The sequence below is a fragment of the Lysinimonas soli genome (assembly GCF_042655435.1).
Taxonomy (GTDB): domain Bacteria; phylum Actinomycetota; class Actinomycetes; order Actinomycetales; family Microbacteriaceae; genus Lysinimonas; species Lysinimonas soli.
Genome location: NZ_JBHSMG010000001.1, coordinates 483,291 through 504,357 on the forward strand (window position 1 = coordinate 483,291; position 21,067 = coordinate 504,357).

The 21,067-nt window shown below is 71.1% G+C and carries 22 protein-coding genes; 15 read left to right on the top strand and 7 right to left on the bottom strand.

The window, feature by feature from the left end:
• Positions 1-7: 7 nt before the first annotated feature.
• The gene (locus tag ACFPJ4_RS02290) at positions 8-802 is read right to left on the bottom strand and encodes a hypothetical protein (RefSeq protein WP_386738669.1); all 795 of its coding nucleotides are present in this window, start codon (positions 800-802) and stop codon (positions 8-10) included.
• 129 nt (positions 803-931) lie between these two features.
• Here ACFPJ4_RS02290 and ACFPJ4_RS02295 point away from each other — a divergent pair, with 129 nt between their 5' ends.
• Genes ACFPJ4_RS02295 through ACFPJ4_RS02310 form a run of 4 tightly spaced genes read left to right on the top strand, consistent with a single transcriptional unit; the run spans position 932 to position 5,160 of the window.
• Entirely contained in the window at positions 932-1,861 is a 930-nt protein-coding gene (locus ACFPJ4_RS02295; protein ID WP_386738670.1) for a hypothetical protein, read from the top strand.
• Entirely contained in the window at positions 1,858-3,039 is a 1,182-nt protein-coding gene (locus tag ACFPJ4_RS02300) for a cytidylyltransferase domain-containing protein (protein ID WP_386738671.1), read from the top strand. Before ACFPJ4_RS02295 ends, ACFPJ4_RS02300 begins: the two co-directional genes overlap by 4 nt.
• Entirely contained in the window at positions 3,036-3,908 is an 873-nt protein-coding gene (locus ACFPJ4_RS02305) for an N-acetylneuraminate synthase family protein (RefSeq protein WP_386738672.1), read from the top strand. The genes ACFPJ4_RS02300 and ACFPJ4_RS02305 overlap by 4 nt, the downstream gene beginning before the upstream one ends.
• 25 nt (positions 3,909-3,933) lie before the next feature.
• Complete coding sequence (locus ACFPJ4_RS02310; RefSeq protein WP_386738673.1) at positions 3,934-5,160, top strand: DUF6716 putative glycosyltransferase; 1,227 nt, start codon at positions 3,934-3,936, stop codon at positions 5,158-5,160.
• Here the strand turns inward: ACFPJ4_RS02310 and ACFPJ4_RS02315 are convergent.
• The 3 genes from ACFPJ4_RS02315 to ACFPJ4_RS02325 form a co-directional block, all read right to left on the bottom strand.
• The gene (locus ACFPJ4_RS02315) at positions 5,148-5,921 is read right to left on the bottom strand and encodes an ABC transporter ATP-binding protein (protein WP_386738674.1); all 774 of its coding nucleotides are present in this window, start codon (positions 5,919-5,921) and stop codon (positions 5,148-5,150) included. The genes ACFPJ4_RS02310 and ACFPJ4_RS02315 overlap by 13 nt on opposite strands.
• The gene (locus tag ACFPJ4_RS02320) at positions 5,921-6,718 is read right to left on the bottom strand and encodes an ABC transporter permease (protein WP_386738675.1); all 798 of its coding nucleotides are present in this window, start codon (positions 6,716-6,718) and stop codon (positions 5,921-5,923) included. The genes ACFPJ4_RS02315 and ACFPJ4_RS02320 overlap by 1 nt, the downstream gene beginning before the upstream one ends.
• 74 nt (positions 6,719-6,792) lie before the next feature.
• Entirely contained in the window at positions 6,793-7,500 is a 708-nt protein-coding gene (locus tag ACFPJ4_RS02325) for a phosphocholine cytidylyltransferase family protein (RefSeq protein WP_386738676.1), read from the bottom strand.
• Between the two features lie 401 nt (positions 7,501-7,901).
• On the opposite strand from ACFPJ4_RS02325, the gene ACFPJ4_RS02330 reads away from it, so the two are divergent.
• From ACFPJ4_RS02330 to ACFPJ4_RS02345, 4 genes are all read left to right on the top strand, one after another.
• The gene (locus ACFPJ4_RS02330; protein ID WP_386738677.1) at positions 7,902-8,909 is read left to right on the top strand and encodes an ABC transporter ATP-binding protein; all 1,008 of its coding nucleotides are present in this window, start codon (positions 7,902-7,904) and stop codon (positions 8,907-8,909) included.
• Complete coding sequence (locus tag ACFPJ4_RS02335; RefSeq protein ID WP_386738678.1) at positions 8,885-10,504, top strand: hypothetical protein; 1,620 nt, start codon at positions 8,885-8,887, stop codon at positions 10,502-10,504. Before ACFPJ4_RS02330 ends, ACFPJ4_RS02335 begins: the two co-directional genes overlap by 25 nt.
• A gap of 4 nt (positions 10,505-10,508) precedes the next feature.
• A complete protein-coding gene (locus ACFPJ4_RS02340) occupies positions 10,509-10,787 on the top strand; it encodes a DUF3039 domain-containing protein (protein ID WP_386738679.1) in 279 nt (92 codons plus the stop codon).
• A 210-nt stretch (positions 10,788-10,997) separates the two neighbouring features.
• A complete protein-coding gene (locus ACFPJ4_RS02345) occupies positions 10,998-11,954 on the top strand; it encodes a hypothetical protein (RefSeq protein WP_386738680.1) in 957 nt (318 codons plus the stop codon).
• Between the two features lie 85 nt (positions 11,955-12,039).
• Here the strand turns inward: ACFPJ4_RS02345 and ACFPJ4_RS02350 are convergent, their stop codons facing one another.
• A complete protein-coding gene (locus ACFPJ4_RS02350) occupies positions 12,040-13,332 on the bottom strand; it encodes a nicotinate phosphoribosyltransferase (protein ID WP_386738681.1) in 1,293 nt (430 codons plus the stop codon).
• Between the two features lie 126 nt (positions 13,333-13,458).
• On the opposite strand from ACFPJ4_RS02350, the gene murI reads away from it, so the two are divergent.
• From murI to ACFPJ4_RS02385, 7 genes are read left to right on the top strand one after another with little or no spacing between them, the layout of a single operon-like run.
• The gene (gene murI, locus ACFPJ4_RS02355) at positions 13,459-14,304 is read left to right on the top strand and encodes a glutamate racemase (RefSeq protein WP_386738682.1); all 846 of its coding nucleotides are present in this window, start codon (positions 13,459-13,461) and stop codon (positions 14,302-14,304) included.
• Between the two features lie 41 nt (positions 14,305-14,345).
• Positions 14,346-15,119 (top strand): ribonuclease PH, encoded by a 774-nt coding sequence (gene rph, locus ACFPJ4_RS02360; RefSeq protein ID WP_386738683.1) that lies wholly within the window; start codon positions 14,346-14,348, stop codon positions 15,117-15,119.
• Complete coding sequence (gene rdgB / locus ACFPJ4_RS02365) at positions 15,116-15,730, top strand: RdgB/HAM1 family non-canonical purine NTP pyrophosphatase (RefSeq protein ID WP_386738684.1); 615 nt, start codon at positions 15,116-15,118, stop codon at positions 15,728-15,730. Before rph ends, rdgB begins: the two co-directional genes overlap by 4 nt.
• A 45-nt stretch (positions 15,731-15,775) precedes the next feature.
• Positions 15,776-16,687, top strand: coding sequence for a cation diffusion facilitator family transporter (locus ACFPJ4_RS02370; protein ID WP_386738685.1), 912 nt, complete (start codon positions 15,776-15,778; stop codon positions 16,685-16,687).
• Between the two features lie 34 nt (positions 16,688-16,721).
• Positions 16,722-17,342 (top strand): metal-dependent transcriptional regulator, encoded by a 621-nt coding sequence (locus ACFPJ4_RS02375; RefSeq protein WP_386739756.1) that lies wholly within the window; start codon positions 16,722-16,724, stop codon positions 17,340-17,342.
• 57 nt (positions 17,343-17,399) lie between these two features.
• Positions 17,400-18,671 (top strand): Nramp family divalent metal transporter, encoded by a 1,272-nt coding sequence (locus ACFPJ4_RS02380; protein ID WP_386738686.1) that lies wholly within the window; start codon positions 17,400-17,402, stop codon positions 18,669-18,671.
• A 40-nt stretch (positions 18,672-18,711) separates the two neighbouring features.
• The gene (locus ACFPJ4_RS02385) at positions 18,712-19,488 is read left to right on the top strand and encodes an alpha/beta fold hydrolase (protein WP_386738687.1); all 777 of its coding nucleotides are present in this window, start codon (positions 18,712-18,714) and stop codon (positions 19,486-19,488) included.
• A gap of 27 nt (positions 19,489-19,515) precedes the next feature.
• Here ACFPJ4_RS02385 and ACFPJ4_RS02390 read toward each other — a convergent pair whose 3' ends face one another.
• Both ACFPJ4_RS02390 and ACFPJ4_RS02395 read right to left on the bottom strand, forming a co-directional pair.
• Positions 19,516-20,277 carry a DedA family protein gene (locus tag ACFPJ4_RS02390; RefSeq protein WP_386739757.1) on the bottom strand — a complete coding sequence of 254 codons (762 nt, stop codon included), beginning with the start codon at positions 20,275-20,277 and terminating at the stop codon, positions 19,516-19,518.
• 78 nt (positions 20,278-20,355) lie between these two features.
• Entirely contained in the window at positions 20,356-21,006 is a 651-nt protein-coding gene (locus ACFPJ4_RS02395; RefSeq protein ID WP_386738688.1) for a DedA family protein, read from the bottom strand.
• Between the last annotated feature and the right edge of the window lie 61 nt (positions 21,007-21,067).

Below are 21,067 nucleotides of genomic sequence, written 5' to 3' on the forward strand. Positions count from 1 at the left end.
CGCGGGGTCAGGCGGGCCGGCGGTCGGCGGCGTCCGGGGGAGGGGGATCGATCCGTCGTCGCAGAGCGCGCGGAGCCTTCGGCACCCGCACGACCACACCGAGCGCCTCGGGGAAGAGCTCGGGGGCCGGCCCGAACGCGCCGCGCGCCGAGCGGATGATGCGGCGGCCGAGCAGGTGGTTGCCGGTTCCACCGACGACAGCGCCGATGCCGAAGGGGATCGCGCGCCCGATGATCGAGGTGCCCTGCGTCACCGCGAAGCGCTTGAGGAAGGCGGAGCGAACCCGGTCGGCGACCTGACCGAACGCGGCCCGGGGGAGGCTCTTGGTGATGAACTCGCCCCAGTAGGCGCTTCGCGAACCGCGACCGCCGGCCTCGGCGGCGAACTGCTGCAGCAGCTCCTGACCGCCGGTGCCGAGCATGAGCGCCATGACGAGGGTGCGGGCCCGTTCGGGCTCGACCACCGCGATCCCGTGGATCTCGGTGACCGACTGCGCGAACAGGGCGCTTGCCTCGAGAAATCCCGCCGTCTCGACCCCCGAGAGCATGAGAGAGGTGCCGACGCCGACCGCGGGGATCGCCGCACTCGCGCCGACGAGGGCACCACCGCTGGTCACGGCGGTCAGGAACCGGCGCTCGAGAATCGCGACGACCTGCGCGGGTGAGGCGTCGGGCCGGCTCGACCGGATCGAACGCAGGTGCGCGAGCACGACGGGCCGCTGCACCGACAGCACCTTGTCGATGCCCTGCGCGACGCGCGGGTGCAGCCCGTCGGACGTGGATGTCGCGATCTGCTCGGCCATCTGCCCACCGTATCCGCCTCGGCTGCGCGTGACCCGGTTCCTGCGGCTTGCCCGGTCTTCACCCAGGCGATGCGGTGTGTTCATCTTGCGTGCACGACCGGCTCACGGGCGGGCGGGAGCGTGGTTCGGGTGATCGACCAGCGACGCACCCCGGTGGCCTGGGTCGAGTCCCCCCTCCAGCTGCTGTGCGCCGCGGAGTACGCGGCGGCGCTCGGCCGTCCGATCGCCGTCGCCTTCCGCTTGACCGGATCCCAGATGACCTCGACCGCCCACGAGCTGCTCGAGCGCGGTGCGCTGTTCTCCTCGTGCGCGCCGTACTTCGGCATCCCCTGGTCGCTGCTGTCGAGCCAGCCCGACTGGATCATTGGCGACGGATTCTCGGGCCAGTTCCGTCTGGCCGCTTCGGTGCTGCGCCCCCGTTCGATCGCCCTCGTCGACGACGGCGACATGACCGTGCACCTGGCCGCGGCCCTCCTCGGGCGCACCGAGTACGCACGCCCCGTCCGTCCGGGGCACCGCGAGGGGTCCGTCGCGACCGCCCTCGGAGCGATCACGCGAGCGCGCCTGCTGCGGCTCGCGGGCTCCGAGCGGCTGACGATGTTCAGCGCGTTCGCCCACGACCCCGCCCTGCTCGCGCTGGCCGCCCGCGACGTGCCGGTCGCCGCCAACGACTTCGAGTGGTCGCGGGCCCATGCGCGACCGGCGCGGATGCCGCATCCGCGCGTCGTGCTCGGCACGGCCCGCATCGTCGACGGCCTGCTCGACGAGTCGGACTACCTGCTGTGGCTGCGCACGGTCACCGAGGACGGTCCCATCAGTTATCTCCCGCACCGGCGCGAGGACTCGCGCACGCTGGCCCGCGTCGCCGAGCTGCCGGGCGTCGCCGTGGTCGACAGCGGACTGCCGGCCGAACTCGCCCTGGCGGGAACGAGCGAGCCGCTCGAGATCGTGCTGCTGCGCTCGAGCGCGGCGACGACGCTGCGCACCGTGCTCGCGGGCACGGGAAGCACCGTGCGCCTGCACGCGCCGGATTCGCGCCCCGGGGAGCTCGTGCGATGAGCGCCGGCGAGACGGTGGTCGTGATCCCGGCGCGGGGAGGCTCGAAGGGCGTGCCGCGCAAGAACCTGCGCCGCGTGGGTGGCATCCCGTTGATCGCCCGCGCGATCACGAGCGCCCGTGAGAGCGCGCTCGTCGACCGGGTCGTCGTGTCGACCGACGACCCGCAGATCGCCGCCGTCGCCCGCGAGTGGGAGGCCGAGGTCGTCGAGCGGCCCGCCGGGATCTCGGGTGACACCGCGAGTTCGGAATCGGCTCTGCTGCACGCCCTCGACGCCCTGGCGGCGCGCGGGGTGACCACCGCCGTCCTGGTCCTCGTGCAGGCGACCTCGCCGTTCATCGATCCGGGCGATCTCGACCTCGCGATCGCGCGGGTGGCGCGGGGCGAGGCCGACTCGGTCTTCTCGGCCGTGGAGTCGTGGGGCTTCCTGTGGCAGGCGGGTGGCGACGGCGCTGCCGGTGCCATCGGCGTCAACCACGACCCGCGCGTGCGTCCCCGCCGCCAGGAGCGCGAACCCGAGTACCTCGAGACCGGGGCCTTCTACGTCATGGATGCCGCGGGCTTCCGTCGGGCCCGGCACCGCTTCTTCGGCCGGATCGGGTTCGCCCTCGTGCCCGAGGCCGCCGCCATCGAGATCGACACCGAGGAACAGCTCGCGCTCGCCTCGGCGATCGCGCCGCTGATCGCGGGCCCGAGCACCCTCGACGTCGACGCGGTCGTGACCGACTTCGACGGGGTGCACACCGACGACTCGGTCATCATCGGCCAGAACGGCGACGAGTTCGTGACGGTCAGCAGGTCGGACGGGATGGGCATCGCCCGGCTGCGCGAGGCCGGGATCCCCGTGCTGATCCTCTCGACCGAGACGAACCCCGTGGTCTCGGCCCGGGCGCGCAAGCTCGGCGTCGAGGTGCTGCAGGGCCGCCGCGACAAAGCGGCCGCGCTCGCCGACTGGGCCGCCGAGCGCGGCATCCCGCTCGACCGCATCGCCTACCTCGGCAACGACGTCAACGATCTCGGCTGCTTCGAGCTCGTCGGCTGGCCCGTCGCCGTGCCCGGCGCGCACCCGCGGGTGCTCGCGGCCGCGCGATTCGTGCTCGGAGCACCCGGCGGCGATGGCGCGGTCCGCGAGCTCGCCGAGGCCGTCATCCGCACCACCCAACGAAGGAGCGTCTCATGAGCGTCACGATCGGATCGCACGAGATCGGTCACGGGCTTCCGGCATATGTCATCGCCGAGATCGGGCTCAACCACAACGGGTCCGTCGAGCTGGCCAAGCAGCTCATCGACGTCGCCGCCGACGCGGGCGCTCAGGCGGTGAAGTTCCAGAAGCGCACCCCCGAGATCTCGACTCCCGAGCACATGAAGTCGATGCCGCGCGAGACGCCGTGGGGCGAGATGAGTTACCTCGAGTACCGCTACCGGGTGGAGTTCGACCGCGAGCAGTACATCGAGATCGGCGACCACGCCACCATGCGGGGCCTCGACTGGTTCGCCTCGCCGTGGGACGTGCCGGCCGTCGAGTTCCTCGAAGACCTCAACGTCGTCGCGCACAAGGTCGCCTCGGCGAGCGTCACCGATCTCGAGCTGCTGCGCGCGCTCGCCGAGACGGGCAAGCCCGTCATCCTCTCGACCGGGATGTCGACCCTCGAGCAGATCGACGCGGCGGTCGAGACCCTCGGCACCGATCGCCTCGTGATGCTGCACGCGACCTCGACCTACCCGCTGCCGCCCGGGGAGGCCAACATCCGCATGATCGGGGCGCTCGGTTCGCGCTACCCGGGCGTGCCGGTGGGCTACTCGGGTCATGAGCGCGGGCTGCAGATCTCGCTGGCCGCGGTCGCGCTCGGTGCCGTCGCGGTCGAGCGGCACATCACGCTCGACCGGGCGATGTGGGGTTCGGACCACGCCGCCTCGCTCGAGCCCACCGGTTTCGAGCACCTGGTGCGCGACATCCGGATCATCGAACAGGCCATGGGTGACGGGGTCAAGCGCGTCTTCCCGGGGGAGCTCGCCCCCCAGGCGAAGCTGCGCCGCATCACCGTCTGACCCGGAATCCACCGGACGGGCAGCCATGAGGATCATCGCGATCGCGGACTCCGACTCCTACCTCAAGTGGGCGGCGGCGACCCTCGGCGCGCTGCCGACGGCCGCCGACCGCGAGCTGCTGCTGGTCGAGACGCCCGTGCTGCCGAGCGAGACGCAACGACGTGCCGCCCTGGCCGTGGGGGGCATGGACCCGAGCCGTCTGGTGTGCCTGCCCCTGACGGGGGTGGTCGAGCGGATCCGCCGGGAACGACCGGATGCCGTGCTGGTCGCCGTCCGCGGTCCGGTCGCCGCCGTGCTGATCCGCTTGATCGCCGAGCTGCCCGACCGCCCGGTGATCGTGACCGGCCTGCCCGGGATCTCGATCCCGGCCACCCGCAAGGCGCTCGCCTTCCGGCGGCAGGCCGACCTGTTCCTTCTGCACAGCAGGCGCGAGATCCGCGACTTCACCCGCCTGTCCCGCGTGCACGGCTGGACGCACCGCTTCGCCCTCGCCTCGCTGCCCTTCCTGGAGCGTCGCAGTGGCGAACCCGGCGACGCCCTCGTCTTCGCCGCGCAGGCGATCGTGCCGCGCGAGCGCGAGGACCGGCTCGAGGTGCTCCGGATGCTGCTGGCCGCCGCCCGCGCCGATCCCGCGCGTCCCGTGGTCATCAAGATTCGGGCGCGGGTCGGCGAGCAGCAGACCCACGCGGAGCGCGACAGCTACCCCGAGCTGCTGGACGAGCTCGCCGAGCAGGGGGTCGAGATCCCGGCGAACCTCCGCGTGTCGAGCGAGCCGATGAGCTCCGCCCTCGACCGGGCGCAGGGCCTGCTCACGGTGAGCTCGACCGCGGTGATCGAGGCGATCGCGCGGGGCATCCCGGTCATCGTGCTCGACACCTTCGGGGTCAGCGACGCGCTGATCAACCCGGTCTTCGAGCACAGCGGCCTGTTCGGTGGAGAGGACGACGTCATCGCGCGGCGATTCCGTACCCCGCATCCGGGCTGGCTCGACGACAACTACTCCCACGCCCCGGAGGCCGACGACTGGACCCGTCAGCTCGACGCGCTCGTCGCCGCGCGCGCCCAGGGCGTGCTCCCGGCGCGCGAGCCGGTTCGGGCGAGCGGCGGCGTGCTGCGCCGTGCCTGGGAGCGCAAGCGCGCGTTCGGCGACTCGGACCGCAGCGTCTCGGGCGCGGTCGCCCTCGCGGTCGGGACCCCCGCGCGCGCCACCATGGTCATGGCTCGCAGGCTGGCCCGGCGCTACGAGGGGTAGTCGGCGTTGTAGCGGTCGATGACGTCCTGGATCGGGGCATCGAGCACGAGCGCGCCCTTGTCGAGATAGAGGCCGCGGGTGCAGAACCGCAGCAGGTCGCGCTCGCTGTGCGAGACCAGGAAGAGCGTGCGCCCGCCGGCGAGCAGTTCGTCGATGCGGGTGAAGCACTTCTCGCGGAAGGCCTTGTCGCCGACGGCGAGGACTTCGTCGACCAGCAGGATCGGCTCCTCGAGTCGCGAGATCACCGCGAAGGCGATGCGCACCTTCATCCCGCTCGAGAGGTGCTTGTAGGGGGTGTCGATGAAGTCGCCGATGCCGGCGAACTCGATGATCTCGTCGAAGGTCTCGTCGATCTCGCGGCGCGGCATGCCGTGCAGCCCCGCAGTCAGGTAGACGTTGTCGCGCACCGTCAGATCGTTGACGAATCCGCCCGTGATCTCGATCAACGGGGCGACCCCGCCGTTCACCTCGACCCGGCCGGTGTCGGGAAACATCACCTGCGCGACGAGCTTGAGCAGGGTGGACTTACCCTGCCCGTTGCGTCCGACGACGCCGATCGACTCGCCCGGCTTGACCTCGAAGCTCACGTCGTGCAGGGCCCAGAATTCGCCAGGACGGGCCCGGCGGTCCTTGCCCGCGAACAGGTCCTTGAAGTTGCGGCGCGACTGCCGGTTGCGCTTGAACCGGATGCCGACATCCTGCACCCGCATGCCCCCGACCGCGACCGGGGCCGCGCGCTGCTCGAGCTGATCGTGGGCCATCAGATCTCCTTCAGCACGGTCGCGATGGTGCGCCGGAACACGAGCATGCCGGCCACCATGATGATCGCCGCCAGCAGGGCGCTCATCGCCACCGCGAACCAGTTGAGGTCGCTGGGAAAGAACGCGCTGCGGTAGAGGCCGATGATGCCGGTGAGCGGGTTGAAGGCGCCCCAGAACTCGAGGTGCAGGTGGCGCAGGTCGCTGAGGCCGTACACGATCGGCGACAGGTAGAACAGCAGGCGCAGGATCAGCTTGACCGCCCGCTCCAGGTCGCGGAAGAACACGACGAGGGGCGCGATGATCAGCCCGAGCCCGAAGGTCAGCACGGCCTGGATGACGATCGCCGGGATCCAGAACACGAGCTGCCAGTGGAAGCTCGCCCCCGTGGCGATGGCGAAGACGATGAGCACCGGCAGGCTTGCCACGAACTCGATGCCCTTGGAGAGCACCTGCCGTGCCACCCAGATCGTGCGCGGGATCGTGGTCGAGCGGATCAGCTTGCCCTCGCTGATGAAGGCGCGGGTGCTGTCGGAGATCGCGCCGTTGAACCAGGTCCAGGGCAGCAGGCCCGAGATCAGGAAGACGATGTACGGATCCTGCCCGTTGCGATGGAACACCAGCACGAAGACGAAATAGTAGATACCCGACATCAGCAGCGGGTCGATGATCGACCAGAGATAGCCGAGCACCGAGGTGGAGTAGCGCACCTTGAGGTCGCGCTTGGTGAGCAGCCAGAGCGAGCGGCGATAGCGCTCGAACGGCGACCACCGGGCGCGCGCGGGCGTCGATGTGGTCACGCGCTCACCCTACCCGGGGAGGCTGGACCCTTCCGACTCGCGGGGCGGCAGCGTCCCGAACCGGCGAGGCGGCTTCAGACGAAGAGGTTGGCGCGCTCGAGGTCTTCGGCGAAGTCGATCTCGACCGCGTACAGGTCGGAGATGTCGACCGGATGCACCCGCAGCCGGTCGTGCGCGATCGCGAGCTCGATGCCGCGCTCGAAGTAGTCCTGATCGCCGACCTTCTGCAGGTGGCGCAGCAGGGTCCACTTGTCGGTGCTCGCGATGTAGTTGATTCCGACCGCTTCGCCCATGCCGCCGACGACCGACTTGGAGAGCTCGGAGATGAACCCCTCGGCATCCGTCGTGTACTTGACCTCCTCGTCGGAGACCTTGGCGGTGTTGACGCTCACGAAGCTGCGGTCGGCGGCGACGAAGTCGCCGACCCGCACGAGCACCTCGGGGTCGAACACGACGTCGCCGTTCATCCAGAGCACGCCTCCGGCGCTGGATGCCTGCAGGGCCCGCATGAGGCTCTTCGAGGTGTTCGTCTGGTCGTACTGCTCGTTGTAGACGAAGGACGCGTGGGGGAACGCCTCGATGACGTGCTCGAGCTTGTAGCCGACGACGATCGTGACGGCGGCGTCATTGCCGAACGCGGCGTGGATGTTGTCGAACTGCTGCTGCATGATGGTGCGGCCGTCGCTCAACTCGGTCAGCGGCTTCGGCAGCGAGCGGCCGAGACGGCTGCCCATGCCCGCGGCGAGGATCACGATCTGGGTGGTCGGCTTGGGGGTGCTCACGCGGAAGGTCTCCTCGGTCGTCGGCTGAAGTGGTCGATCGATGAGGGGACGTTCACCTGGAATTCATCGATGATCCTGCTGTGCGACACACCTTTGTGCACGCCCGGAGTCTATCGAGGCACCCTGGGAGCACCCACCTCGCGCCCGATTCCGTTTCCTTTTCGTGATACTCCGTCTCATGAGCGTCGCTCGCTTGTCGTGGTTGATACGGTGTACCGGTGGAAGCCGAGTCCGACCCGACACCGCCGCCACGGTCAGGGCCCGGCGGCAAGTCTGCGGCCGCGCGCCCCGGGGCAGCGCGACGTCCGGCGAGCCCCGCGGCGGCCCCTCTCGGGGTCCCGAGACCGACGACTCCACCGGCAGTGAAGAAGCCCTCTGCCGCCGCAAAGAAGCCCGCCTCCGTGGCGCGTAAGCCGGCTCCGAAAGCCAAGGCGCTGGATGCCGGGGCCCCGTTGGCGATGCTCGAGGCGCCTGCTGAAGCACCTGCCCGGTCGCTTGCCGCGGCGCCTGTGGCGCCGAACTCCACCGTGACTCCCGAGGCCGCGCCCAGGGCCACGCCGGCCCCGCGCGGGCGGCCCGCTGCCCGGGCGATGCGGTCGGGAGCGGCGAAGCGTCCGGCATCCAGCAAGCGCACTCCCGCGGTCCTCCCCGAGACCGCCCTCTCCGTGACGGGCCTCACCAAGACCTTCGGCGACGCGATCGCTGTCGACGGTATCGACCTCACGGTGCCGGCCGGCTCGTTCTTCGGCTTCGTGGGGCCGAACGGTGCGGGCAAGACGACGACGCTGTCGATGGTCACGGGGCTGCTGCGACCCGACTCCGGCGTCATCAAGATCTACGGCGTCGATGTCTGGGCCAACGCGGCCGTCGCCAAGCGGCAGCTCGGAGTGCTGCCCGACCGGCTGCGGCTGTTCGATCGGCTCACCGGGTCGGAGTTCCTGCACCACGCCGGGGCGCTGCGCGGTCTCGACCGGCAGACCATCGTCAACCGGGTGGGCGACCTCGAGGCCGCCTTCGGGATCGAGCATTCGACCAAGCGCCTGGTCTCGGACTACTCCGCCGGTATGGTCAAGAAGATCGGGATCGCGGCGGCCATGATCCACTCGCCGCGGCTGCTCGTGCTCGACGAGCCCTTCGAGTCGGTCGATCCGGTGTCGGCTCAGGTCGTCATCGACATCCTCAAGAAGTTCGCGGCGGCGGGCGGCACGGTCGTGCTCTCGAGCCACAGCATGGACCTCATCGAGCGGGTCTGCGATGCCGTCGCGATCATCGCGGAGGGCCATGTGCTCGCGAGCGGTCCCATGGACGAGGTGCTGGCCGGCCGGTCGCTCGAAGACCGCTTCGTCGAGCTGGCGGGCGGCGCGACAGCGGTGGAGGGCATGGAGTGGTTGCAGAGCTTCTCCGACTGAAGGGTCGGCTGCTGCGGAACGGCTTCCGCCGTCCTCGCGCGCGCATCGTCGGATCGGCGGTTCTGCTGCTCGTCGCGCTCGTCGGCATCGCAGCCCTGTATGTCGTCGCCGGCAGGGTCACGGCGCTCGACGGCGACATCGTGGGGCGCGTGGTCACGGTGGTCGGGGCGGAGGTCACGCTCGGTGCGCTGCTCATCCCGGCGATGTTCTCGCGCAGCCAGCTCATCGAGCCGCGAGCCTTCCTGGGCTACCGATTCCACTCGGGCACGGTCGCGGCGACGATCCTCCTTCTCACGCTCGTCGGTCCTGCGCTGCTGCTGATCCCCGTGGTGCTCCTCCCGGTGGTGGCGTGGCGCGGGTTCCCGGGCATGTCGAGCATCGCCCTCGCGGCGGCACCGCTGCTCCTGATCCAGTCGCTGCTGCTGGTGCGCGTCGGGGTCGCCGTCGGTGCGTGGCTGGCCCCGCATCGGGGCCTCCGCTCCTGGATGCGGTTGTTCGGCATCCTGGTGCTGCTCGGCGGACTGCTGACCCTCGCCGGACTCGTGCTCCCTCGGGCCGTACTGCTGGCGCCGGAGCGCTCGCTCGCGGTCATCTCGCCGTTCGTGCGCTTCCTGAACTCGATTCACCTCGGAGCGATCGCGGACAGTCTGGCCGGGTCGCCGGTTGCGAGCCTGTGGGGTGCGCCTCAACTGGCCTATACGGGCACCGGCAGGCCCGACACGGCGGTGCTGATCGGTGCGGCATCCATCCTGGTGCTCGCGCTGCTGTGGTGGGCCATCGTGGCGGGGTCGTTGCGTCCCACTCGGCGGCTCAGGCTGGATCGGGCCGCGCGGGTGCCGGGCTGGTTCCGACGGATGCCCGCGACGCCGGCCGGGGCGGTTGCGGCGCGCAGCTTCATCTACTGGATCCGCGATCCCCGGTATCGCGCGGTCTTCGGGGTGCTGCCCGTCCTGCCGGCGCTCACGGTGCTGGCGTTCTACATCGGCGGCGTGCCCGAGTCGATCGGGGCGTTCGTCCCTTTGGCGCTCGTGGTGCTCGTGCTGGCCTGGTCGACCATCCACAACGACGTCGCGTACGACTCGACGGCCATCTGGGCGCACCTCGCGGCCCAGACCCGCGGCATCCACGATCGACTCGGGCGCATCTGGCCGGTGCTCGCCGCCGGAGCGGTGCTCATCGCGATCGGGACGCCGATCACCGTCTGGGCGCAGGGCGACCCGGCCTCCCTTCCCGCCGTGCTCGGGATCAACATCGCGCTGCTGCTGGGCGGGCTCGGGGTCGGCAGCGCGCTGTCGTCGCGCTATCCGTATCCGGCGCCGCGGCCGGGGGAAGGCGCATTCAGCTATCCCCAGGCCTCGGGCAGCACGGGGGGCGGAGTGCAGGGGGCGTCGTTCGTGCTCACGATCCTGGTCGCGGCGCCGCCCATCGCGGCCACGACCCTGTGGCTGATGGGGTACCCGGGTCCGCTCACCTGGATCGCCCTCGGATCGGGCGTCGTCGTCGGACTGCTGGTGCTCGTGCTGGGTGTGCGCAGCGGGGCATCGGCATTCGACCGACGCGGCCCGGAACTCCTGGCCTTCACCATGCAAAACTAGGGGAATGAGCCTCACCGAACCGGGAAGCCCCGACACCGCGGGCGGCGGAACCGGCACCGACCTGCTCGACAGGGAACTGCAGGAGCTGCTCGAGAAGGAACTCACCGAGGATGGTGACCACGATCGCTTCTCGCACTACGTGCAGAAGGAGAAGATCCTCGAGTCGGCGGTGACGGGTAAGCCGGTGATCGCGCTCTGCGGCAAGGTCTGGGTGCCGGGTCGCGATCCCGAGAAGTTCCCGGTCTGCCCCGACTGCAAGAAGATCTACGACCGCATGAAGTGACGCCGCACCCCGTCGCCCACCCACTGGCGCTGAGAATCCACGTTCTGTCGTTCTCGCGGCGCCATTCCGGCGCATTCTGGACTCTCGTCGGCGGGCGGGGCGCGGCCGGGGGCGGCGGGGCTTTCCTGCACAAGCCGTCGCCGACGCGACGGGTCCACGGGGTGCGCTGGGCGGCGCACGGCAGGGGGCTGGGCGGGGGAACATGCGGGGATGCGACGACCTGCACCGCTCCCCGGCGACCGCGCCGACCGGCCGTTCGCGGTTCGGGAGGCGCTCGAGGCGGGGGTTCCGGCTCGGCGGTTGCGGGCATCCGACCTTGCCGCGCCCTTTCACGGGACCCGGATCCGGCGCCCTCTCGAGACCGACTTCACCCTCTGGTGCCGTGCCCTCACGACCGTGCTTCGACGCGGCGACGCCTTCACCGGGCCGACCGCGGCGAGGTTGTGGGGCATCCCTCTGCCGATCCGCTTCGTGACCGAGGTTGCGCTCCACGTCGCGCATGCCCCCGGTACCCGCCAACTGCGCCGGAAGGGCGTCGTCGGCGCGGCCCGCGTGATCGGTGCTCGGACTCTCGCGGTCGAGGGGCTCCCGGTCGTCGACCCGGTGTCGTGCTGGATCGACCTCGCGCGATCCCTCTCGGTCGGCGACCTGGTCGCGGCGGCCGACTTCCTCATCACCGGTGAGGGCGGCGTCGGCGCCGTGGCTGATGCGGGCGAGCTGCGCGCGAGGGTCGCTGCGATTCCGCGTGGCCACCGCAACATCCGCGCGCTGCGGGTCGCGGCGAGCGAGATGCGCGCGGGTTCGTGGTCGCGACCGGAGTCGGTGCTGCGGTGGATCCTCGTGCGATCTGGGCTTCCGGAGCCTGAACTGAACCAGGCGATCCGGATCGGTGGCCGGCTGGTGATTCCCGACCTCCATTGGCCGGAGTTCCGGCTGGTGGTCGAGTACGACGGTGCCCATCACGGCGAGGCGGGGCAGTGGGCGCAGGACCTGGCGCGCAGTGAGGTGCTCGCCGACGCACGCATCCGGGTGGTGCATGTGACGGCGCGGCAGCTGTTCGGTGATCCGGCGATGGTGGTGCGTCGGGTCGCGCGGCGACTCGTCGACGCCGGCTGGCGCGCGTCCTATCGCGTCGAGATGCCAGAAAACGTCGTTCTGGAGCCGTGAGAACGACCATTCGGGGATTCTCGGCGGCGGCGGCGGCGGGGGCGGGCGGGCGCGGCGGGCGGGCGCGGCGGGGCGGGGCGGGGCGTCAGAGGTAGCGCGTGGGGATGGCGGGCTCGCCGCGCGAGAGCGACAGCGCCTGGAGCGGCAGCTCGGCCATCGCCGCACGATGGTGATCGCGGGCCGCCGCGACTCCGGACGAGCCGCGATGCGCCTCGACGGGGGCCCCCTCGCGCACGAGGTCGACGAGCAGCGGGCGACCCGCATCCGATCCCAGCGGCGGGTCCTCGACATGGATGTCCTCGGCCACGGCCACGCCGTCCTGCAGGGCGCGCACCGGCTGCTTGCGCCCGCCGACGGTGGCCTTGCCCTCCGAGGTCTTGCCGACGGGCAGCCAGCCGCCCGACTCGTCGAGGTGGGCGACCAGCTTGTAGATCATGCCGGCGGCGGGAGCGCCCGATCCGGTGACGAGGGCGGTGCCGACGCCGTAGGAGTCCACGGGTGCCGAACTCAGCGCCGCGATGGCGTGCTCGTCCAGGTCGTTGGTGACCGTGATCCTGGTCGAGGTCGCCCCCAATGCATCCAGCTGCGCACGCACCTCGCGCACGACGACCGCCAGGTCGCCCGAGTCGATCCGGACCGCACCGAGCGCCGGTCCCGCGACCTTCACCGCCGTCGCGACGCCCTGCTCGATGTCGAAGGTGTCGACCAGCAGCGTCGTTCCCGGACCCAGCGCACCGACCTGGGCGCGAAAGGCGTCTTCTTCGCTGCCGTAGAGCAGGGTGAAGGCGTGCGCCGCGGTCCCCATGGTCGGGATGCCCCAGCTGCGTCCCGCCTCGAGGTTGCTGCTCGCGCTGAACCCGGCGATGTAGGCGGCACGGGCGGCCGCGATCGCGGACCGCTCGCCGGTGCGGCGCGAGCCCATCTCGGCGAGTGGGCGCCCCTCGGCGGCCGAGACCATCCGCGCCGCAGCCGACGCGACCGCCGAGTCGTAGTTGAAGACGCTCAAGGCAAGGGTTTCGAGCACGACCGCCTCGGCGAAGCTGCCCTCGACGACGAGGATCGGCGAGCCGGGGAAGTAGAGCTCGCCCTCCCGGTAGCCGCGGATGGTGCCGGTGAAGCGGAAGCCCTCGAGCCAGTCCAGGGTCGCGTCGTCGACCACCCGCTCGCGCTTCAGCCAGGCCAGCTCGTCGGGGCCGAAGCGGAACCGCTCCAGCAGATCGAGCAGCCGACCGGTACCGGCCACGACGCCGTAGCGGCGCCCGGTCGGCAGGCGGCGGGCGAAGAGCTCGAACACGCTGGGACGCAGGGCGCGTCCGTCGCGCAACGCGGCGTCGATCATCGTGAGCTCGTAGCGGTCGGTGAGCAGCGCGCTCGTCATGGTTCGAGCCTAGGCGTGCGGTGGCCCGCTGCACCCGCCGTGGTCGAGCGTGGTGCCCGCACCCACCACGCGGACCACGTCTGTGGCGCCGAGCCGTGCTCTGGGGGAGTCACTATCCTGAGATGCGTGACCTTGCTGCCGACCGACGCTCCGATCGGGGTGTTCGACAGCGGAGTCGGCGGCCTCACGGTCGCCCGCGCGATCCTCGACCAGCTGCCGCGCGAGTCGATCCTGTACGTCGGCGACACCGCCCACTCGCCGTACGGGCCGAAGCCGATCGCCGAGGTGCGGGCCTACGCCCTCGCCGTGCTCGACGACCTCGTGGCGCAGGGCGTGAAGGCGCTCGTGATCGCGTGCAACACGGCGAGCTCCGCGATGCTGCGCGACGCGCGCGAGCGGTACGAGGCGGCGAGCGGCATCCCGGTGGTCGAGGTCATCCACCCCGCGGTCCGCGCTGCGGTCCGTGCCACGCGCAACGGGCGGGTCGGCGTGATCGGCACGACCGGAACGATCCAGTCGCGGGCCTACGACGACGCGTTCGCCGCCGCATCCGGTCTCGAACTCGTCACGGCGGCCTGCCCGCGCTTCGTCGAGTTCGTCGAGGCCGGCATCACGAGCGGGCCCGAGCTGTTCGCGGTCGCCGACGAGTACCTCACACCGTTGCGGGGAGCCGGGATCGACACCCTCGTGCTCGGGTGCACGCACTATCCGCTCATGTCGGCCGCGATCCAGTACGTCATGGGTCCGGATGTCCGGCTCGTCTCCAGCGCCGACGAGACGGCCGCCGACCTCTACCGCGTTCTCGTCGACCGGGGGCTCGAGCGCACCGCTCCGGACGCCCCGACCCACACCTTCGAGAGCACGGGCGACGACGAGGCGGCCTTCCGCCGGCTCGCATCGCGCTTCCTCGGCCCCGAGGTCACGCGGGTCGAGACCTTCGAGACCGGCACGATCCAGCTTCCGCGCGTCTGACCCGCCCCGTTCGCAGCCCCCACCCCTTTCGAAAGGCTTCCATGACCCGCACCGACGGCCGCCGCGCCGACCAGCTCCGCCCCGTGACGATCGAGCGCGGCTGGAGCACGCAGGCGGAGGGCAGCGCGCTGATCTCGTTCGGCGACACCCGCGTGCTCTGCACCGCGAGCTTCACCAACGGGGTGCCGCGCTGGCTGACCGGCAAGGGCAAGGGCTGGGTGACGGCGGAGTACGCGATGATCCCGCGCTCCACCAACGACCGCATGGACCGCGAGTCGGTCAAGGGCCGCATCGGCGGCCGCACCCACGAGATCTCGCGACTGATCGGGCGCAGCCTGCGCGCGGTCATCGACACCAAGGCCCTCGGCGAGAACACCATCGTGATCGACTGCGACGTGCTGCAGGCGGATGGCGGAACGCGCACCGCCGCGATCACGGGTGCCTATGTCGCGCTCGTCGACGCGATCGAGTGGGGCAGGAGCAAGGGCTTCATCGGCAAGAACGCCAAGGCCCTGATCGACTCGGTGTCGGCGATCAGCGTCGGCATCGTCGACGGCGAGCCGCTGCTCGACCTGGCCTACGTCGAGGACTCACGCGCCGAGACCGACATGAACGTCGTCGTCACCGGCCGCGGCCTGTTCGTGGAGGTGCAGGGAACGGCCGAGGGCGCGCCGTTCGATCGCGCCGAGCTCACGACGCTGCTCGACCTGGCGGTCGGCGGCACGACGACGCTGGCGCGTCTGCAGGCGGAGACCCTGGGGCTGGAGACCGCAGCGGGGACGCAGGCGACGCTGCAGGGAGGCGCCCCGGCGTGACCACCTTCGTGCTCGCGACGCACAACGCGCACAAGGTCGACGAGCTGCGTCGCATCCTCGGCGACCGCCTCGGGCATCACCAGCTGATCGGCTACGACGGCCCCGAGCCGGTGGAGGACGGGGACACCTTCGAGGCGAACGCCCTGATCAAGGCGCGGGCGGCGGCCGTCGTGACGGGGTTGCCCGCGATCGCGGACGACTCGGGGATCGCGGTGGATGCGCTGGGCGGCGCCCCCGGCATCCTCTCGGCCCGCTACGCCGGCACCGGCGACGATCGCGACAACTACCGCATGCTGCTGGCGAAGCTGGAGGGGGTCGACGATCGCGCGGCCCAGTTCGTCTGCGCCGCCGCGCTCGTCGACCTCGCGGCGCTCGATGTCGGCCCGCGACGGGGTGACGGGGTGTTCGAGCACACCGAGCGCGGCATCTGGCCCGGCACGGTGCTGGAGGCCCCGGTCGGGGCGGGCGGCTTCGGCTACGACCCGGTCTTCCGACCCGACGGGCTGGCCGTCAGCTCGGCCGAGCTCAGCGCCGACGAGAAGAACGCGCAGAGCCATCGCGCGCGCGCCTTCGGCCAGCTCATCGTGGTGTTGCGCCGCCGATACGGCTGACGGCCGCTGAGGCCGGGCCCGGCCGAGGGCATCTACCCTGGAGGCATGGCCCACGATCACGCGGAGCACGCCGGCGGCAATCGGCGCCGGCTCGGGGTCGCGCTCGCGATCGTCGCCGTCGTGCTGGTCGTCGAGCTGCTCGGTGCGTGGATCTCGGGTTCCCTCGCGCTGCTCGCCGACGCCGGGCACATGACGAGCGACGCCATCGGACTCGTGGTGGCCTTGGTGGCCAGCTCGATCGCCGCGCGACCGGCCACCGATCGGCACACCTTCGGGTTCCAGCGAGTCGAGGTGCTGGGCGCCCTGGTCAACGGGGTGCTGCTCGCCGTGGTCGCCGCGACCGTGGCCATCGAGGCGATCCGCCGATTCGTCTCGCCCGAATCCGGGCACGTGCAGGCCGTGCCGTTGCTGATCATCGCCGCGATCGGCCTGATCGCCAACATCGTGGCGCTGTTCGTGCTGCGGGGCGGCGATCGCGCCTCGCTGAACCTGCGCGGCGCCTACCTCGAGGTGATGGGCGACCTGCTCGGATCGATTGCCGCGCTCGTGGCCGGCGTCGTCATCCTGACCACGGGATTCGCGCTCGCCGACGCGATCGCCTCGCTCGCCATCGCGGGGCTGATCATTCCGCGGGCCGTCGTGCTGCTGCGTGATGTCGTGCGGGTGCTCACCGAGTCGGCACCGCGCGACACCTCGGTCGCCGAGATCCGGGCCCACCTGCTCGAGACGGAGGGGGTCACGGCGGTGCACGACGTACACGTCTGGACGATCACCTCGGGGGCACCGGTCTTCACGGCGCACGTCGAGGTCGACAGTTCGGTGTTCGAACGTGGCGAGACCGATGCCCTGCTGGATCGCCTCGGCGGATGTCTCGCCGGCCACTTCGACGTCGAACACTCCACATTCCAGCTCGAGCCCGCCGGGCACGCGGAGCACGAGGGGGACTCCCATCGCTGAGCACGCGGCGTCGAAGACCCCGGCTCGCGTCGGACTGCGACCGGAGCGCTCGCGTACCGCTGCCGAGGACTACCTCAAGGCCGTCTACGCGCACAGCGAGTGGCAGGCCGGGGCACTGGGCTCGTCGCAGCTGGCGCAGCGGATGGGCCTCGCGCCGAGCACGGTCACCGAGATGGTGAAGAAGCTCGTCGCCCAGGGGCTCGTCGAGCACGCGCCGTACGGGGCGATCGAGCTCACGGCATCCGGTCGTGCCGAGGCGCTGCGCATGGTGCGTCGCCACCGTCTCGTCGAGACCTGGCTCGTGCAGCAGTTCGGCTACCGCTGGGACGAGGTGCACGATGAGGCCGAGGTGCTCGAGCACGTGCTGAGCGACCGGCTGCTCGACGCGATCGACGCCCAGCTCGGCCGGCCCGTGCGCGATCCGCACGGCGACCCGATCCCGGCCGCCGATCTGACGCTGCCGGCGTTCCACGGCGAGCTGCTGGCCGATCTGGCGGCGGGATCGCGTGGCCGGGTCGTGCGCATCAGCGACCGCGATCCCGAGGTGCTGCGCGTGCTCGCGGCGGCGGGGATCGGGCTGGACTCCGAGGTCGTCGCGGGGCAACTTGATGCCCACACGGCGCGAGCGGTGTGGGTCGCGGGACTTTCGGCCTGACGGCGGTCGCCCGGAACTGGTAGATTTCGGTATACCGAAATCGCCGATCGGAGTCAGATGGCCACCGCACCCGCCGTGCGCGACGCGCCGCCGCGGCGCCCGACCGGGCGTGCAGCCCGGGTGCGGTCCTTCCTGCTGCTGCTCGGACCGGCGATGGTGGCCGGAGTCGCCTACCTCGATCCCGGCAACGTCGCGAGCAACGCGAGCGCGGGGGCGCGGTACGGCTACCTCCTGGTCTGGGTCGTCGTCGTGGCGAACGCGATGGCCTGGCTCATCCAGTACCTCTCGGCCAAGCTCGGGGTCACGACCGGGAGCAGCCTGCCCGGTCTGCTCGGCGAGTCCTTCCGCCACCGGGGTACGCGCTACGCCTTCTGGGCGCAGGCCGAACTCGTCGCCATGGCGACGGACGTCGCCGAGGTACTTGGCGGCGCGATCGCCCTGCAACTGTTGTTCGACGTCCCCCTCGTGCTCGGCGGGATCATCACGGGCACCGTCTCGATGCTGCTGCTGGCGCTCAACAATCGCGGGGGCTCGAAGACGTTCGAGCGGGTCGTCACGGGACTCGTCGTGATCATCGGCGTGGGGTTCTGCGCCGGCATCCTGTTCGCCCCGCTCGACCCGTCCGCCGCCGCGGCAGGACTCCTGCCCCGCTTCACCGACTCGGGCTCGGTGCTGCTGGCCGCCTCGATCCTCGGGGCGACGGTCATGCCGCATGCGATCTATGCGCACTCCGCCCTCACGCGCGACCGCTTCGGGCTGGTGGCCGAGGGACCGGATCGCCGCCGCATCCTGCGCGCCACCCGCGTCGACGTCACGGTCGCCCTCGCCATCGCGGGCACCGTCAACGTCGTGATCCTGCTGCTCGCCGCCTCGACCCTGCCGGGAGTGGCGGGCGCGGGCACGCTGGAGGGTGCGCACGCCGCGATCTCGGCGGCCCTCGGGCCGGTCGTGGCGACCCTGTTCGCGGTGGGGCTGTTGGCCTCCGGCCTCGCGTCCACCTCGGTCGGGGCCTACGCCGGCGCCGAGATCATGCAGGGCCTGCTGCGCGTGCGGGTGCCCCTGCTGGCGCGGCGGCTGGTCACCCTCATCCCGGCGCTCGCCATCCTGGTGATCGGGGTCGACCCGACCCTCGCCCTCGTGCTCAGCCAGGTCGCGCTGTCGTTCGGCATCCCCTTCGCACTCATCCCGCTCATCCGCTTCACCTCGCAGCGGGCCCTGCTGGGCGACGCGGCGAACCGCTGGTGGACCACGGCGCTCGCGCTCGTCGTCGCGACGCTGCTGATCGGCCTCAACGTGACGTTGATCGCGCTGCTGGTCGGCGGGTCGTGACGGCACATCGGGCGGCGCGGGCACGTGTGAGGATGGTCGCGTGACCGACCGCATCCTCACCCGTCCCGGTGCCGACATCGCGTATTCGATCAGTGGGAGTGGCCCGGTCGTGGTGAGCGCGCACGGTCTGACCTCGAGTCGCTCGAACGAAGACCTGCTCGGTCTCTCGCCGGAGCCGCTCGCCGCCCAGCACACGGTGGTGCGCTACGACGCTCGCGGTCATGGTCGGTCGACCGGCAAGCTGTCCGCCGACGACTACCGCTGGTCGCGGCTGGCCGACGACCTGCTCGCGCTCATCGACGAGGTCTCTCCCGATGCCCCGGTGGATGCCATCGGTGCGTCGATGGGCTGCGGCACGGTGCTGCACGCCGTACTCCGTGATCCCGAGCGCTTCCGTCGTCTCGTGCTCGTCATCCCGCCGACCGCCTGGGAGACGCGGTCGGCGCAGGTCGCCGGCTACGAGACGATGGCGAAGGTGATCGAGAACCGGGGGATCGATGCCTTCCTGGAGCTCGCAGCCCGATCCCCGAACCCTCCGGCCGTTCCGGCCGATCTCGTCATCCGCCCCGACATCGACGAGACGCTGCTCCCCGTCGTGCTGCGCGGCGCCGCGCGGAGCGACCTGCCGCCGGCCGACGAGATCGCCGGAATCGCCCAGCCCGTGCTGATCCTGGCCTGGACGGGCGACCCGACGCATCCGCTCTCGACCGCTGAGCGCCTGCTCGCCCTGCTGCCGCACGCGCGGATGCAGGTCGCCCAGAGCCCCGCCGAACTGCGGGAATGGACCCGGATCGAGGAGGAGTTCCTGGCCCCCTGATCGCACGCGGCCGTCGGCCGCCCGGACTCAGGCCTTGTCGTCGAAGATCTTCGGGTCGAGGACGACATCGGACTCGTCGAGCGGTGCCACGCCGGCGGCCCGCGCTCGGCGCGCGGCGATGGTCGAACGGATGGTGTGGTACGCCGTGGGCACGATCGCGATGCACACGGCGCCGAGCAGGATGACGTCGATGTACGAGGTCACGAAGTCGCGCACCGGCGGGATGTAGTTGAGCAGATAGCCCGCGAAGGTGAGCCCAGCACCCCAGATGAGGGCGCCCACCGCGTTGTAGAGCGAGTAGCGGCGGTACGGCATGTGGCCCACGCCGGCGGCGACGGGGGCGAAGGTGCGCACGATGGGCACGAAGCGGGCGGCGATCACGGCCAGGCCGCCGAAGCGGGTGAAGAAGGCGTTGGTGCGTTCGACATTCGCGCGGCTGAAGAAGCCGCTCTCTTTGCGTTCGAAGATGCGCGGACCGGCCTTGTGGCCGATCAGGTAGCCCACCTCGCCCCCGAGGAACGCGGCGCCCGCGATCGCGAGGCACACCCACCAGATGTCGATGTGGATGATCTGCTTGGCTCCCGGGAAGGCGAGCACGCCCGAGATCACGAGCAGCGTGTCGCCGGGAAGCACGAATCCGACGAGCAGGCCGGTCTCGGCGAACACGAAGGCGCACACCACGACGAGCGCCCAGACGCCGAAGCCCTCGATCAGGTTCTTCGGGTCGAGCCAGGGGATGAGGCCAGAGACCGGGTGCAGCAAGGCCGGGTGCAGCAGGGCGGGGATCATGGGGCTCCAGTCGTCGGTCACGCGCGGTGATCGGCGGTCACGTTCGCCTCAGCGTACCCGCTGGCTCTGATGTTGTTCTTAGGAGTCGGCAAGCATCCGATCGCCCTGGTTCGCCTTGCCGGCGCGGTCGAGTCGCCACGCCCTGACCCCGGCCACGATCGAGATCGCGATGACGACGCCGGCGATGATGTAGGCGGCCACCCGCACCTGCGGCTGGGAGGCGGCGAAGTAGCCGATCACGGTGATGCTGACGCCCCAGGCGAGGGCGCCGACCAGGTTCGCGGTCGCGAAACGCGCATACGACATGCGGCTGATGCCCGCGATGGTCGGGATGAACACGCGACCCCAGGGGATGTACCGCCCGATCACGACCGACCACCAGCCGAACAACTCGTAGAATCGCTCGGTGCGCGCCACCGCCGCCCGCACCCACGGGCCGCCTCGCCGTGCGAGCACGGGCTTGCCGAGGCGACGCCCCATCCAGAAGCCGAGCTGATCGCTGGCGAAGGCGGCGACGCCGACGCCGATCGCGAGCACCCAGATCGAGATGTGATTCGAGGCCGTTGCCGCGATGATCCCGGCCGCGAAGAGCAGCGAGTCGCCGGTGAGGAAGGGGATGACGACGCCGACGTAGAGCGCGGTGCCGGCGAAGACGAGGCCCCAGACCACGAGGTAGAACAGCACGGGCCCCGAACTCGCGAGCAGGTCCGAGAGCTGGCCGCCGTTCATCGCTTCACCGTAGCGCGCCTCGCCCCGCGCCACCGAGACGTGCTGCCGAGCCGGGCACGGC

What these genes read in the sequence shown, in the direction of transcription:
- ACFPJ4_RS02290 (WP_386738669.1), bottom strand. Translation starts at nt 802, where the DNA reads ATGGCCGAGCAGATCGCGACATCCACGTCCGACGGGCTGCACCCGCGC.
- ACFPJ4_RS02300 (WP_386738671.1), top strand. Translation starts at nt 1,858, where the DNA reads ATGAGCGCCGGCGAGACGGTGGTCGTGATCCCGGCGCGGGGAGGCTCG.
- ACFPJ4_RS02305 (WP_386738672.1), top strand. Translation starts at nt 3,036, where the DNA reads ATGAGCGTCACGATCGGATCGCACGAGATCGGTCACGGGCTTCCGGCA.
- ACFPJ4_RS02310 (WP_386738673.1), top strand. Translation starts at nt 3,934, where the DNA reads ATGAGGATCATCGCGATCGCGGACTCCGACTCCTACCTCAAGTGGGCG.
- ACFPJ4_RS02315 (WP_386738674.1), bottom strand. Translation starts at nt 5,921, where the DNA reads ATGGCCCACGATCAGCTCGAGCAGCGCGCGGCCCCGGTCGCGGTCGGG.
- ACFPJ4_RS02340 (WP_386738679.1), top strand. Translation starts at nt 10,509, where the DNA reads ATGAGCCTCACCGAACCGGGAAGCCCCGACACCGCGGGCGGCGGAACC.
- ACFPJ4_RS02345 (WP_386738680.1), top strand. Translation starts at nt 10,998, where the DNA reads ATGCGACGACCTGCACCGCTCCCCGGCGACCGCGCCGACCGGCCGTTC.
- ACFPJ4_RS02350 (WP_386738681.1), bottom strand. Translation starts at nt 13,332, where the DNA reads ATGACGAGCGCGCTGCTCACCGACCGCTACGAGCTCACGATGATCGAC.
- rph (WP_386738683.1), top strand. Translation starts at nt 14,346, where the DNA reads ATGACCCGCACCGACGGCCGCCGCGCCGACCAGCTCCGCCCCGTGACG.
- ACFPJ4_RS02370 (WP_386738685.1), top strand. Translation starts at nt 15,776, where the DNA reads ATGGCCCACGATCACGCGGAGCACGCCGGCGGCAATCGGCGCCGGCTC.
- ACFPJ4_RS02380 (WP_386738686.1), top strand. Translation starts at nt 17,400, where the DNA reads ATGGCCACCGCACCCGCCGTGCGCGACGCGCCGCCGCGGCGCCCGACC.
- ACFPJ4_RS02390 (WP_386739757.1), bottom strand. Translation starts at nt 20,277, where the DNA reads ATGATCCCCGCCCTGCTGCACCCGGCCTTGCTGCACCCGGTCTCTGGC.
- ACFPJ4_RS02395 (WP_386738688.1), bottom strand. Translation starts at nt 21,006, where the DNA reads ATGAACGGCGGCCAGCTCTCGGACCTGCTCGCGAGTTCGGGGCCCGTG.